The organism is Streptomyces sp. NBC_01012, from assembly GCF_045162755.1.
Lineage (GTDB): Bacteria > Actinomycetota > Actinomycetes > Streptomycetales > Streptomycetaceae > Streptomyces.
The window spans coordinates 2918158-2931070 of record NZ_CP108688.1 but is presented as its reverse complement, the minus strand read 5'-3'; the positions used below and the strand labels follow the sequence as shown (position 1 = coordinate 2931070).

Genomic DNA, 12913 nt, shown 5'->3' with positions numbered 1-12913 from the left:
GCCGTGCATACCGCCGGGACAGCCCACCCCGGGCGATCGGACGGGAGCCCGGCGGCGATACTGAACCCATGAAGCTCAGCCGCCCCGTTTCCTGGTTCCTGCTCGTCTTCGGAGCGTGGAGCTGGGTCATCTGGGTCACCTTTGTCAAGAATCTCTGGAAGGACGGCAGCGGGCTCGCGTTCGACGACGCGGGCGACCCGACCGCCTACTTCTGGGTCCATCTCCTGCTCGCCATCACCTCGTTTCTTCTGGGGACGGCTGTGGGGGTCATCGGGTTCCGTGGTGTCAGGGCTTTGCGTCGCGCAGACGGATGAGGCACCGGAGGCCACAGGGGGCCTTCCGGACAGGATCGTTTCAGCGGGGGAGCGTACGTGGTTGTGGTCTTCGTGCTCGTGGCGGTCGCGCTGCTCGTCGGCGTGCACCGGTATGTGTGGCGCCGGCTGATCGGTGACACCACGGCCAAGGGCAGCCTCGCGCGCCGCACGGGCACCGTCGCGGCCTTCGTGCTGCCGCTGCTGAGCATCGGCGCCCTCGTCTCCAGCCGCTCCGGGGTCCCCTTCCCGGTGCAGCAGGTGCTGGCCTGGCCGGGCTACCTCTGGCTGGCCGCCCTGCTCTATCTGACGCTGGCTCTGCTGGTGGGAGAGGCCGTACGGCCGCTGCTGCGCCGGCTCCTCACCCGCCGGGCGGCGACAGCGGCCGCCGCGCCCGTACCCGCCGCCCTCACGGCGGAGCCCACCGCCGCCGAAGGCGCAGGACCCGCGCCCACCGGCACCGGCACCGGCACCCGTACGGACCTCGCGCCGCCCGACGTGGAGCCCGCTGCCGAGCCCGCGGCCGCCCCGTCCGTCGCCGACCCCTCGCGCCGGCTGTTCGTCTCCCGCGCCGTCGGCGGCGCCGCGGCACTCGCCGGGCTCGGCACCGTCGGCTACGGCACCTACGGGGTGCTGCGCGGCCCCCGTACCAAGCGGCTCACCGTCCGCCTCGCCGGGCTGCCGCGTGCCGCCCACGGCTTCCGTATCGCCATGGTCAGCGACATCCACCTCGGCCCCATCCTGGGCCGCGCCCACACCCGGCGGGTCGTCGAGGCGATCAACGCCACCGGGGCCGATCTGGTGGCCGTCGTCGGTGACCTCGTCGACGGATCCGTGGCGGACCTCGGCACGGCGGCCGAGCCGCTCTCCGGTCTTGAGGCCCGCCACGGCAGCTACTTCGTCACCGGCAACCACGAGTACTTCTCCGGCGCGGCCGAATGGGTCGACCACGTACGTGAGCTGGGCCTGCGCCCGCTGGAGAACGCCCGTGTCGAGGTCGCCGGCTTCGACCTGGCCGGGGTCAACGACGTGGCGGGGGAGAGCGAGGGGCAGGGTCCCGACTTCGCCCGCGCGCTCGGTGACCGCGACCGCTCCCGCGCCTCCGTCCTCCTGGCGCACCAGCCCATCGTCATCGACGACGCCGTGGAGTACGGCGTCGGCCTCCAGCTCTCGGGCCACACCCACGGGGGCCAGCTCTGGCCGGGGAACCTGCTGGCCGAGCTGGCCAACCCGACCGTCGCCGGCTACGAGCGCTACGGCGACACCCAGCTGTACGTCTCACGCGGGGCCGGCGCCTGGGGCCCGCCCGTGCGCGTCGGGGCCCCCTCCGACATCACCGTCGTGGAGCTCGCTTCCCCGATGGCTTGATCCGATACCTTCGCGTGTCCCGTTTGTATCCACCCTGGTCTTTGGTATGTGAATATCGTGTGATTGGGTAAGGGTGGTCATGCGGCGGTGATGTGCCTCTCTGTGCACGCGTGCCGGGGTGGGTTGGCAAGGGAGCACGGCACATGCGGTTCATCCGTCTACGGATTCTCGCGATTCTGGCGGTACTGGTCATCGCGGGCGTCGGCGCCTGGCAACTGCTGCCGTCGGACGACGAGAACGATTCCCCGATCACGGTCGGCACATCGGACGAGGTCACCTCGCTCGACCCGGCCGGCGCGTACGACGCCGGTTCCTGGGCGATCTACAGCAACCTCTACCAGTCGCTGATGACGTTCACCCCCGGTGCGGTCGTGCCGGAACCGGACGCGGCCGAGAGCTGCGACTTCGTGGGCCAGAAGCTCCAGACGTACCAGTGCAGGCTGCGCGACGACCTGACCTTCTCCAACGGCCGCAAGGTGACCGCGGCCGACGTCAAGTACTCCTTCGACCGCATGCTCAGGATCAAGGCGGACGAAGGCCCCTCGGTGCTGTTCCCGAGCCTGGACAACGTCGTCGCCGACGGCCGCACGATCACCTTCAACCTCTCGGCCAAGGACGCGACGTTCCCGCAGAAGCTGGCCACGGGCGCCGGGTCCATCGTCGACCCCACCCAGTACCCGAAGGACAAGCTCCGTACGGGCACCCAGGTCGACGGCTCGGGCCCGTACGTCCTCAAGTCGTTCGAGTCGGGCGTCAAGGCCCAGCTGGTGCCCAACCCGGCGTACAAGGGCGCGCTGAAGAAGTCGGGCGGCCCCGTCGACATCCGCTACTTCGAAGGCTCCGAGGCTCTCCAGGCGGCCTGGGACGCCGGGGACGTCGACGTCACACACCGGCAGCTCCCCTCCGAGAAGCTCGCCGAGCTCGACCCGGCCGCCAACGACAAGCGCGTCACCGAGGCGGACAGCGCCGAGATCCGCAACCTCGTCTTCAACGTCCGTGACGGCGCTCCGCTCGCGGACAAGAAGGTCCGTCAGGCCATCGCCTGGCTCATCGACCGGGGGCCGCTGGTCACCAAGGTCTACCGGAACACCGTCGAACCGCTCTACTCGCTGATCCCGCAGGGCTACATCGGGCACAGCACCCCCTTCTTCGACTCCTACCCGCAGTCGGACCCGAAGCGGGCCAGGGCGCTGATGGAGGAGGCCGGGGTGGATCTGCCGCTGCACATCACCTTCGCCCACCGCGACGACGACGCCAACAAGGAGGAGTCCACCGAGCTGGTGCGTCAGCTGGAGAAGGACGGGCTCTTCAAGGTCACGGAGAAGGCCGTGGAGTGGCAGGCCTTCCAGAAGGGTTATGCGGCCGGTGAGTACGACGCGTACACCGTGGGCTGGCTCCCCGACTACCCGGACTCCGACACCTTCAGCCAGCCGCTGGTCGGCAAGGACAACTCCCTCCACAACGGCTACACCAGCAAGAAGGTCGACGAGCTGATCTCGGCCACGCAGCAGTACAGCGACCGCGGCCGCACCTCGGCCGACTTCAAGAAGCTCCAGCAGGCGGTCGGCGAGGACGTACCGCTGGTCCCGCTGTGGCAGAAGAAGGACTACGTCGTCAGCAAGGAATCCGTGTCCGGGTCGCAGTACCTCTCCGACGGGACCGGTATCTGGCGCCTGTGGGAACTCAGCTGGATCTGAGGCACCGTACACGCGGCGCCCACGGGCGGGAGGGCGAACCCTCCCGCCCCGCGGCCGTCTCAGGGCGCTCAGGCGCTCAGCGTACGCGCGGTGTTGACCTGCGACATGACCCACGGGAAGGTCTCGGGGCCGGTCGCCGGGAGCATCGTCTGATGGTGCCGTCCGCCGCTGGTCACCGTGATCTGTACGAAGCCCGTCGTGCGCTTCTCCTTCATCAGGAGGAACAGCAGACCGATGAGGCAGAACAGCGCGAAGACGATCGCCAGCACGATGCCCACGGTCGGGATCTTCTCCTCCGTGCGTGACATGTCGGTCGCCGTCCACACCGCGCCCTTGAGCGGCAGCGTGCCGGACGGGGTCACGATGCCGTCGTTCATCACCGTGATGTCACCGAGCGAGAGCACCGGCACGCCGCCCTGCTGCGCAGGCAGGTCGAAGCCGGGCTGCGTCGGCGCACCCGCGCTGCCCGGATAGCCGTAGGCGGGGCCGGGCTGGGTCGCGGAACCGGGCAGCTGCTGCGGATAGCCGTACGCCGGAGGGGCGCCGGCGGCCGGGTAGCCGTAGCCCTGGCCGTCGGGCATCGTCGGCGAGTGCCCCGGCGGCTGCGGGCCCCACTTGTACGAGTCGTCCGCGTACGGATTCGGATCGCTCACGGCGTTCCCCGTTCTCCATCGAGCCGGCCGCTCCCGTGCCGTGCCGGACCGGGAGAGTCGAGCCGGTCACCGGCCCCGCATGACCGTACCGTCCCGGGGGCCCGGCGCACGAGGAGACCCCGCCTCCCGCACGGAGCGTGCGTGGGACGGGGTCTCCTTCGGGACGGTCGTCCGGGTCAGAAGCGCCGGGTGATCAGCGCGCGCTTCACTTCCTGGATCGCCTTGGTGACCTCGATGCCACGCGGGCAGGCGTCCGTGCAGTTGAACGTCGTGCGGCAACGCCACACGCCGTCACGGTCGTTGAGGATCTCCAGGCGCTGCTCACCGGCCTCGTCACGCGAGTCGAAGATGAAACGGTGCGCGTTGACGATCGCCGCCGGGCCGAAGTACTGGCCGTCGTTCCAGAACACCGGGCACGAGGACGTGCACGCGGCGCACAGGATGCACTTGGTGGTGTCGTCGAAGCGCTCGCGGTCCTCGGGGGACTGCAGACGCTCGCGGGTCGGCTCGTTCCCGTTGGTGACGAGGAAGGGCATGACGTCGCGGTAGGCCTGGAAGAACGGGTCCATGTCGACCACGAGGTCCTTGAGGACCGTGAGGCCCTTGATGGCCTCGACCGTGATCGGCTTCTCCGGGTTGATGTCCTTGATCAGCGTCTTGCAGGCGAGCCTGTTCTTGCCGTTGATCCGCATCGCGTCGGAGCCGCAGATGCCGTGCGCGCAGGAACGCCGGAAGGTCAGCGTGCCGTCCTGCTCCCACTTGATCTTGTGAAGGGCGTCGAGAACACGCTCCTTCGGGTCGATCGAGATCTGGAAGTCCTGCCACTGGGCCTCGTCGGAGACCTCCGGGTTGAAGCGGCGGATCCGGAACGTGGCCGTGATGTACGGGGTGTCGGCGAAGCCCGCCTCTGCCTTGTCGGTCTTGTCCAGGGTCGGGGTTGCCATCAGTACTTACGCTCCATCGGCTGGTAGCGGGTCGTGACGACCGGCTTGTAGTCGAGCCGGATCGACTCGGTGCCGTCGTCCGCGACCTCGCGGTACGCCATGGTGTGGCGCATGAAGTTGACGTCGTCGCGGTTCGGGAAGTCCTCGCGGTAGTGGCCGCCGCGCGACTCCTTGCGGGCCAGCGCGGAGGTCGCCATGACCTCCGCCAGATCGAGCAGGTTGCCCAGCTCGATGGCCTCCAGCAGGTCGGTGTTGAACCGCTTGCCCTTGTCCTGGATGGACACGTCGAGGTAGCGCGCCCGCAGCTCGGCGATCTTGTCGACGGCCGTCTTGATGGTCTGCTCGGTGCGGAACACCATCACATTGGCGTCCATGCACTCCTGGAGCTCCGTACGGAGCTCGGAGACCCGCTCGGTGCCCGTGGAGTCACGCAGCCGGTCGACCTGGTCCTGGACCAGCTGCGCCGGGTTCTCGGGAAGCTCGACGAAGTCGTTCTTCGCGGAGTACTCGGCGGCGGCGATGCCCGACCGGCGTCCGAAGACGTTGATGTCGAGCAGCGAGTTGGTGCCCAGGCGGTTGGCGCCGTGCACGGAGACACAGGCGACCTCGCCGGCGGCGTACAGGCCCGGGACGACGGTGGTGTTGTCGGCCAGCACCTCGCCCTCGACGTTGGTCGGGATGCCGCCCATGGCGTAGTGCGCGGTCGGCTGGATCGGGATCGGGTCCGTGTAGGGCTCGATGCCGAGGTACGTACGCGCGAACTCGGTGATGTCCGGGAGCTTGGCGTCCAGCTGCTCCGGCGGGAGGTGCGTGAGGTCGAGGTAGACGTGGTCGCCCTCGGGACCGCAGCCGCGGCCCTCACGGATCTCCGTGTAGATGGAGCGCGACACGACGTCACGGGACGCGAGGTCCTTCATGACGGGCGCGTACTTCTCCATGAAGCGCTCGCCGTCCTTGTTGCGGAGGATGCCGCCCTCACCACGGGCGCCCTCCGTCAGCAGGATGCCCATGCGCCAGATGCCGGTCGGGTGGAACTGGAAGAACTCCATGTCCTCCAGCGGCAGACCCCGGCGGTAGCAGGCGGCCTGGCCGTCACCGGTCAGGGTGTGGGCGTTCGACGTCACCTTGAAGAACTTGCCGGTGCCGCCCGAGGCGTAGATGACCGACTTCGCCTGGAAGACGTGGATCTCGCCGGTGGCCAGCTCGTAGGCGACGACGCCGGCGGACTTCTTGACGCCGTCCTCCTCGACGACCAGCTGGTCCAGGACGTAGAACTCGTTGAAGAACTCCACGCCCTCCTTGACACAGTTCTGGTAGAGCGTCTGGAGGATCATGTGGCCGGTGCGGTCGCCCGAGTAGCAGGCACGACGGACCGGGGCCTCACCGTGGTTGCGGGAGTGACCGCCGAAGCGCCGCTGGTCGATCTTGCCCTCGGGTGTACGGCCGAACGGCAGGCCCATCTTCTCCAGGTCGAGGACGGCGTCGATGGCCTCCTTCGCGAGGATCTCGGCGGCGTCCTGGTCGACCAGGTAGTCGCCACCCTTGATCGTGTCGAAGGTGTGCCACTCCCAGTTGTCCTCCTCCACATTGGCCAGCGCGGCGGCCATGCCGCCCTGCGCGGCGCCCGTGTGGGAGCGGGTGGGGTAGAGCTTCGTCAGCACGGCGGTGCGGCTGCGCTTGGTCGACTCGATGGCCGCGCGCATGCCGGCGCCGCCGGCGCCGACGATGACGGTGTCGTACTTGTGGATCTGCATGGTTTCCCTCTGGTCCCTCTGTCCCGGCGCCTAGCGGATGTTCGGGTCGAAGGTGAAGATCACCAGCGTGCCCAGCAGGACGGTGAACACCGTGGCGGTGTACAGGAGCATCTTCAGCCAGAACCGGGTGTTGTCCCGCTCGGCGTAGTCGTTGATGACCGTACGGAGGCCGTTGGCGCCGTGCAGCATGGCGAGCCACAGCATCGCCAGGTCCCAGACCTGCCAGAACGGCGAGGCCCAGCGGCCGGCCACGAAGGCGAAGCCGATCTTGGAGACGCCGCCGTCCAGCACCAGCTGGATCAGCAGGTGCCCGAGGACCAGGACGACCAGCACGATGCCCGACAGGCGCATGAAGAGCCAGGCGTACATCTCGAAATTGGTGCGCGAACCCTTGGGTGTCTTGCCCGTGCGCTTGCGCGGGGGCTCGATCACCGGGGCCGGGTTCTCGACGTCGAACAGGCTTACGCCCTCGACCTCGCCGATCGCGGAAGAAGGTGTCTCGGTGGACATCGGCCTCAGCTCCCGAATACTTCACGTACGGCGTGACCGAGGACGGGGTACAGGGCCCCGGCCATCAGCACGATCCAGATGCCCAGGACGGTCCAGAGCATCTGCTTCTGGTAGCGCGGGCCCTTGGCCCAGAAGTCCACGGCGACGATCCGGAGACCGTTCAGCGCGTGGAAGAGGATTGCGGCCACCAGGCCGTACTCGAGCAGCGCGACGATCGGTGTCTTGTAGGTGGCCACGACGTCGTCGTACGCCTCGGGGGAGACACGCACGAGGGCGGTGTCCAGGACGTGTACGAACAGGAAGAAGAAAATGAGGACACCGGTGACTCGATGAGCCACCCAGGACCACATGCCTTCCCGGCCGCGGTACAGCGTTCCAGCCGGCACGGAAGAACCCTCCGGGAGCGGGGATTGGGGTCGGCCGGCTTGACTGTCGGTCTGACCCGGCCGGGTACGGTCCACCGGCCCCGGCCATCGTAGCGACGCTTTGTCGGTTCGATGGCGGCGGGGCCTCCGGTGTGATCAAAGCGGCGGACAAACAGGCACGGACGGGCTACCGGCGGTCATATGCGACTGGGGTGAACGGGCCGGGCGCCCGGCCCGCCTCGGCCACCAGCTCGATGATGCGGCCCCGGGCGAGTCGTCGCATCTCCTCTGCGGTCAGGGAGCGCTCCTCGTCCGGTTCGTGCGCCAGCCGGGTGCGGATCGCGGCCAGTACCTGGTCGACGTGCCGGGAGGGGCGCATGCCGTCCAGGCAGATCACGAACGCGTGGCCGAACCTGCTCTCGTACGCGGCGTGGGCGGCGCGCAGTGCCAGGTGGGCGGCCCGGGGCGCGTCATGGTGCAGACAGGGGGCGTCCTCCGCTGCGAGCGCCTCGGCGAGGTCGGAGGGCGCGAGGTCGTATCCCGCCTCGTCGGAAGCGGCGAGCAGGGTGCTCAGGTCCGGATAGGGCCGGTGAGCGGCCAGTCGCTGGGCCCAGCGGCGGCTGCCGCAGCACTCCAGCAGGGCCGCCTCGGCCGGCTCCCGGGGCCAGGTGTTGAAGCGGTCCAGCGCGCTCGAGTGGGCACCGGGGCGTGGGCTCACCGACACTGGTTCCGGAACAGGGGCCCCTGCCGTGGCTTCCCGAAGGGCCGGGGCGGGGCCGCTGCTCTGGACGGGTACGGCCGTCCGCCCGGACTGCTGCGGAGGTTTCGGCAGGCCGGCGTGGGACTCGCTGGACCTGGACAGCGGGACTCCTCGAATGAAAGACATCTGTGACCCTGGAGAGGGGCCGGGGAGCGACGAGGTTGCTCGGGGCCGGAGTGAGGACTGGTTCTTATGTGCTGTCACGCTAGCGAGGCCCGGCAACGCGCAGCCGAAGGATGCGCGAAATTCACCCGGACGGGAGAGTTTCGGAACGCTTGATGGACGAACCTGCGGGGGAAATGCCCGACTTTCTCATCTTCTTTGAACTGTTTCTCCCCCGATCCGGAGGTTTCTGACCGATGTCGCCCTCACGCGCACCCCTGGTGGCAGGCGCCGCCGTCGCGGTCGCGGCCGCCGTCACGCTCACCGTCGTCGTCTGGCCCGAGGACTCGGGCCCCGGACGCCCGGAGAACGGCGCGTCCGCCCCGTCCGCCTCGCCGTCACCCAGCCGGAGCTATCCGCTCTCCACGACCCCGAGGACCGTACCCGCGGTACGGGAGCACACCGCCGCGCGCGGTCCCGGCTGGAAGCCCGCCAAGGACAGCACGGTCGTCGCGGCCGACCCCGAGCTCGCCGACGAGGCGAAGCTGCTCGCCAAGGAGCTGAAGATCAGCTACCGGGGCGAGAAGTCCCCGCGGTCCGGTGACGTCGCACTGTCGCTCGCCTCCTCGGGCAAGGGCGACCCCGAGTCGTACACCCTGAAGACCGAGAACAACCAGGTCACGATCAGCGGCCCCGGCGAGGCGGGTGTCTTCTACGGGACCCGCACCCTCAAGCAGTCGCTGAACGCCGACGACACCGTGCCCGAGGGCACGGTGCGCGACACGCCCGACCGGGCCCAGCGCGGGCTCAACCTCGACATCGCGCGCAAGTACTACACCGCGGGCTGGATCGAGGACCGGCTGCGCGAGATGGCCGACCTCAAACTCAACCAGCTCGGTCTGCACTTCTCCGACGACCAGGCCTTCCGGATCGAGTCCGACACCCACCCCGAGGTGGTCTCCGAGGAACACCTGACCAAGGCCGAGGTCCGCAGGATCGTAAAGCTCGCGCAGAGCCTCCACATCACGATCGTCGGCGAGATCGACTCGCCCGGACATCTGGGCGCGGTCCTCAAGGCCCACCCCGACCTGCAACTGCGCAACACACAGGGCGTCGCGCGCGAGGGTGCCATCGACATCTCGAAGGCGGAGTCGGCGAAGATCGTCGACGACCTGCTCGGTGAGTACGCGGAGCTCTTCCCCGGCAACTGGTTCCATGTCGGCGCCGACGAGTACCAGGCGCTGACCGTGAGCGATCCGGCCGCCTCCTACCCGCAGCTGGCCGGGGCCGCCCGTAAGAAGTACGGCGACGACGCGAGCGTCCAGGACCTGACGGAGGGCTGGCTGAACGACCGCGCCGCGGTCATCACCAAGGCCGAGAAGATCCCCAAGGCGTGGAACGACGGCTTCTTCAGCGGCGGGACCGTCAACGGCGACAAGGGCATCGAGGTGGAGTACTGGACGGGCAAGGAGATCGGTGCCCGGCCGCCCCAGGACTACCTCGCCGAGGGCCGCAAGGTGGTCAACCTCAACGACGAGTTCCTCTACTACGTGCTCGGCGAGCCCAACGACTTCACGTACCCGACGGGTGAGCGGATCTACGAGCAGTGGACCCCGTTCGTCCTGCGCGGGACCGAGCCGGTGGCGAAGCGGTACTCGAAGCAGATCCTGGGCGGCCGGTTCGCCGTCTGGGGCGACTTCCCCAACGCGCAGACGCAGGAACAGGTCGCGGCGGGGATCCGGATGCCGCTCAACGCGGTCTCCCAGAAGCTGTGGGACCCGCGCGAGCCGAAGCTCAGCTGGGCGCAGTTCAAGAAGCTCGCGGACGAGACGCGCTGAGCAAGCGCGCGGGTGGGACGCGCCGAGCGGTCCGCGCGGATTGACCCGTTTTCGCGCTTCTCCGTGGTCCCGGGCGGGAAGAATGACTGCCCGGACCGCGGGGGGAGCGCGACGTGGGTTTCTGGGGCTGCTATCTGGTGGGCCGCAGCGGCGAGCCGCTCATCGGCCATCCCGCGTTACGGGAGGCGCGCGAACTCCTGACGCTGCGTGAGTACCGCGCCGACGGCTGGCAGGTCTGGTCCCACCCCACCCAACCCTCGCTCGGCAGCATGACCGCGCTCGCCGAGGCCGCACGCGCGCCGGTCCTCCTCGGATTCGTCATGGACGGCGTCTGCGTGGCCGTCGAGGCGGCGGCGCCGTACAGCGGGTCCTGGTACGCCTGCCTCGGCAGGGCACCGATGGCGGTGCACCTCGGCCGGGAAGGGCCGACGACCGAGGACCTCTTCCTGCCTCCCGAGGACGCCGCCGCCCGCGCCGTCGGCTGGGCGGCGGAATCCGGCCGCGGAGTCCTCGAAGGGCCCCTGCTCGAACTGTTGCGGATCGAGGAGCCGGAGCTCTCCGCAGAGGAACTTTTCTTCGCTTTCCTGGACCGTCTGGGCATCGAGAGCCTGTCCGACTGAGTTCCGCTGTGCGGACCTGTGCCGGAAGAGTGACGCTTTTCAGCCATCCGACGCTGTACGCGGTAACGGGGAGCGGTGCGCTTCCCGACCACCGAGGAACGGTGAACCGATGGGGGAGGCGTCGATGAGTCTGCTGGAGCTGATCGCTCGTGCCGACGAGCAGGGTCTGGCGGCGAGCGGGGTCGCCTGTCTGGACCGCTGCCTTCCGCAGCCCGAGGACGGCGGTGCTCCGGAGCCCCTGCGTCCGCTCTGGGCGGGCTGCGGGAGCGGTGCCGAATGGGCCGCCAGGCTCGACACCGCGCACACGGCGCTGGAGAGCGCCGCGGCGAAGGACGCCACGACGGCCCGCATCAGGGTGCTGCTCGGCTCCGCACCCCGGGACTTCAGCGCGGAGCCGCTCCGCGCGTGGGCGGACGCCTGCTCGCTCCTCGCCCTCGACATCCACCGCGAGTGCGACTTCCCGACCGGTGACACCGACCGGACGGCCGAGAGCTTCCGGGCCGACGGCGCCTCGGGCGGCGGCCCGCTCGTCACCGGCGAGCTCCGGCGCCAGGCCGAGATCCTGGAGAGTCTCGCCGACACCGCCGGTGCCCCGGGCGGTGCGACGGGACTGCGCCGGGCCCTCGATCTGTCGACCGAGGGCCGGCGGGTGCTGCGCGCGGTGATGTCCCGCCGCGCCCGCGGCCTCGGCCGGTCCGGCGGAGAGCCCTCGCGGTGACCTGATTCCGGGACGGGGCGGGCCGGTCGGGCGGTGGTCACCTGGACACCGGCCGATGCGATGTCGCTTCTGAGCAATCAGATACCGAGCATTTTCGCTCTGTTGACATGATGACTTCTGCTCGCTTTACTCCATGCAACGCCAGATTCGAGCCATCTGGCGCCAGAGGTACGCCTAGCCGGTACAGGCCCGTTCGCGAGCCCCGAGTCCGGACAAAGTCGCCAGGAACCTGAGGTTCCGAGGCGGGGACGTACCCTCCCTCAGCTGGAGCTCAACGGATGAGCATGAAGCGTGTTCTCTCCCGTCGTTGTCTCGCCGCCGCCGCGGTGACCGCAACTGCTGTCGCCACCTCACTCCTCTACTCCGCCTCGGCCGGCGCCTCGTCGAACGCGGTCGCCCTCCCCCCGGCACACGCGGGCTTCGACTACCAGATCGGCGGGGAGTACGACCCCCCGAGCGGTGTCACCGTCGTCAGCCGGGACCACGAAGCGCCGCCCGCGCAGGGGCTGTACAACATCTGCTACGTGAACGCCTTCCAGACGCAGCCGGGCGAACTGGACGACTGGGACTCCGACCTGCTCCTCAAGGACGCCGACGGGAACAACGTCGTCGACGGCGAATGGGACGAAGTCCTGCTCGACATCAGCACCGAGGCCAAGCGCGTACGCATCGCCGAGAAGGTCAACGGCTGGATCGACGGCTGCGCGAGCAAGGGCTTCCAGGCCGTCGAGCCCGACAACTACGACACGTACACACGCTCCGACGACCTGCTGGACGACGCCCAGGCACAGGCGATGGTCAGGTTGCTGTCCTCCCACGCGCACGGCAAGGGCCTCGCCGTCGCGCAGAAGAACACCGCGGAGCTGGCCGGCAACGCCGCGGAGAACGGGCTCGACTTCGCCGTGGCCGAGGAATGCGGCCAGTGGGAGGAGTGCGGCACGTACCAGGAGGCGTTCGGCAACGAGGTCATCGTGATCGAGTACACCTCCGCGGGCCTGAAGACAGCCTGCGACGGCTGGGGTGACGAACTGAGCATCGTCCGTCGCGACAAGCTGGTCCGGCCCGATACGTCGAGCGGATACCTGCGCGAGACCTGCTGACCCGGCCCCGCGGTGGTCCGGTGCGTCCACGCCGACACGGGCGGGCGCACCGACCCCTGCGCGCCGCCGACTCGGGCGGGCACACCAGCGCTGTGCGCCGACATGGATGGGCGGGCGCACCGTCCCCCCATGCGCCGGCACGGCCGGAACACCGCCCTCCTCGCGGGCCTCGG

The 12913-nt window shown here is 69.3% G+C and carries 13 protein-coding genes; 7 read left to right on the top strand and 6 right to left on the bottom strand.

The window, feature by feature from the left end; all coding sequences use genetic code 11:
• The first annotated feature begins 68 nt into the window (after positions 1 to 68).
• The 3 genes from OG623_RS12920 to OG623_RS12910 all read left to right on the top strand — a co-directional run bounded on the left by OG623_RS12920 (position 69) and on the right by OG623_RS12910 (position 3376).
• Positions 69 to 314 (top strand): SCO4848 family membrane protein, encoded by a 246-nt coding sequence (locus tag OG623_RS12920; RefSeq protein WP_406146466.1) that lies wholly within the window; start codon positions 69 to 71, stop codon positions 312 to 314.
• A gap of 57 nt (positions 315 to 371) precedes the next feature.
• Positions 372 to 1679, top strand: coding sequence for a metallophosphoesterase (locus tag OG623_RS12915; RefSeq protein WP_406146465.1), 1308 nt, complete (start codon positions 372 to 374; stop codon positions 1677 to 1679).
• 143 nt (positions 1680 to 1822) lie between these two features.
• Positions 1823 to 3376, top strand: a complete 1554-nt coding sequence (locus OG623_RS12910) for an ABC transporter substrate-binding protein (RefSeq protein WP_406146464.1) — start codon at positions 1823 to 1825, stop codon at positions 3374 to 3376.
• A 68-nt stretch (positions 3377 to 3444) separates the two neighbouring features.
• Here OG623_RS12910 and OG623_RS12905 read toward each other — a convergent pair whose 3' ends face one another.
• The 6 genes from OG623_RS12905 to OG623_RS12880 form a co-directional block, all read right to left on the bottom strand.
• Positions 3445 to 4029 carry a hypothetical protein gene (locus tag OG623_RS12905; protein WP_406146463.1) on the bottom strand — a complete coding sequence of 195 codons (585 nt, stop codon included), beginning with the start codon at positions 4027 to 4029 and terminating at the stop codon, positions 3445 to 3447.
• A 176-nt stretch (positions 4030 to 4205) separates the two neighbouring features.
• The gene (locus OG623_RS12900) at positions 4206 to 4973 is read right to left on the bottom strand and encodes a succinate dehydrogenase iron-sulfur subunit (protein ID WP_406146462.1); all 768 of its coding nucleotides are present in this window, start codon (positions 4971 to 4973) and stop codon (positions 4206 to 4208) included.
• Positions 4973 to 6727 (bottom strand): succinate dehydrogenase flavoprotein subunit, encoded by a 1755-nt coding sequence (sdhA, locus tag OG623_RS12895; protein WP_406146460.1) that lies wholly within the window; start codon positions 6725 to 6727, stop codon positions 4973 to 4975. The genes OG623_RS12900 and sdhA overlap by 1 nt, the downstream gene beginning before the upstream one ends.
• A 30-nt stretch (positions 6728 to 6757) precedes the next feature.
• A complete protein-coding gene (locus OG623_RS12890) occupies positions 6758 to 7237 on the bottom strand; it encodes a succinate dehydrogenase hydrophobic membrane anchor subunit (RefSeq protein ID WP_406146459.1) in 480 nt (159 codons plus the stop codon).
• Positions 7238 to 7242: 5 nt separating this feature from the next.
• Positions 7243 to 7623, bottom strand: coding sequence for a succinate dehydrogenase, cytochrome b556 subunit (gene sdhC, locus OG623_RS12885; RefSeq protein ID WP_362888326.1), 381 nt, complete (start codon positions 7621 to 7623; stop codon positions 7243 to 7245).
• Between the two features lie 166 nt (positions 7624 to 7789).
• A complete protein-coding gene (locus OG623_RS12880) occupies positions 7790 to 8320 on the bottom strand; it encodes a 2-oxo-4-hydroxy-4-carboxy-5-ureidoimidazoline decarboxylase (protein ID WP_406146458.1) in 531 nt (176 codons plus the stop codon).
• 401 nt (positions 8321 to 8721) lie between these two features.
• On the opposite strand from OG623_RS12880, the gene OG623_RS12875 reads away from it, so the two are divergent.
• From OG623_RS12875 to OG623_RS12860, 4 genes are all read left to right on the top strand, one after another.
• Positions 8722 to 10302: a family 20 glycosylhydrolase gene (locus tag OG623_RS12875; RefSeq protein WP_406146457.1), complete on the top strand. Its 1581-nt coding sequence runs from the start codon at positions 8722 to 8724 to the stop codon at positions 10300 to 10302.
• A gap of 113 nt (positions 10303 to 10415) precedes the next feature.
• A complete protein-coding gene (locus tag OG623_RS12870) occupies positions 10416 to 10922 on the top strand; it encodes a hypothetical protein (RefSeq protein ID WP_406146456.1) in 507 nt (168 codons plus the stop codon).
• A 124-nt stretch (positions 10923 to 11046) separates the two neighbouring features.
• The gene (locus tag OG623_RS12865; RefSeq protein ID WP_406146455.1) at positions 11047 to 11640 is read left to right on the top strand and encodes a hypothetical protein; all 594 of its coding nucleotides are present in this window, start codon (positions 11047 to 11049) and stop codon (positions 11638 to 11640) included.
• A 278-nt stretch (positions 11641 to 11918) separates the two neighbouring features.
• On the top strand, positions 11919 to 12740 hold the full coding sequence (locus OG623_RS12860; protein WP_406146453.1) for an endo alpha-1,4 polygalactosaminidase: 822 nt from the start codon (positions 11919 to 11921) through the stop codon (positions 12738 to 12740).
• The last annotated feature ends 173 nt before the right edge of the window (positions 12741 to 12913 follow it).

Excerpts from the sequence above, each read along its gene's own strand:
- OG623_RS12920 (WP_406146466.1), top strand. The coding sequence starts at position 69 with ATGAAGCTCAGCCGCCCCGTTTCCTGGTTCCTGCTCGTCTTCGGAGCG.
- OG623_RS12910 (WP_406146464.1), top strand. The coding sequence starts at position 1,823 with ATGCGGTTCATCCGTCTACGGATTCTCGCGATTCTGGCGGTACTGGTC.
- OG623_RS12900 (WP_406146462.1), bottom strand. The coding sequence starts at position 4,973 with ATGGCAACCCCGACCCTGGACAAGACCGACAAGGCAGAGGCGGGCTTC.
- sdhA (WP_406146460.1), bottom strand. The coding sequence starts at position 6,727 with ATGCAGATCCACAAGTACGACACCGTCATCGTCGGCGCCGGCGGCGCC.
- OG623_RS12890 (WP_406146459.1), bottom strand. The coding sequence starts at position 7,237 with ATGTCCACCGAGACACCTTCTTCCGCGATCGGCGAGGTCGAGGGCGTA.
- OG623_RS12875 (WP_406146457.1), top strand. The coding sequence starts at position 8,722 with ATGTCGCCCTCACGCGCACCCCTGGTGGCAGGCGCCGCCGTCGCGGTC.
- OG623_RS12865 (WP_406146455.1), top strand. The coding sequence starts at position 11,047 with ATGAGTCTGCTGGAGCTGATCGCTCGTGCCGACGAGCAGGGTCTGGCG.
- OG623_RS12860 (WP_406146453.1), top strand. The coding sequence starts at position 11,919 with ATGAGCATGAAGCGTGTTCTCTCCCGTCGTTGTCTCGCCGCCGCCGCG.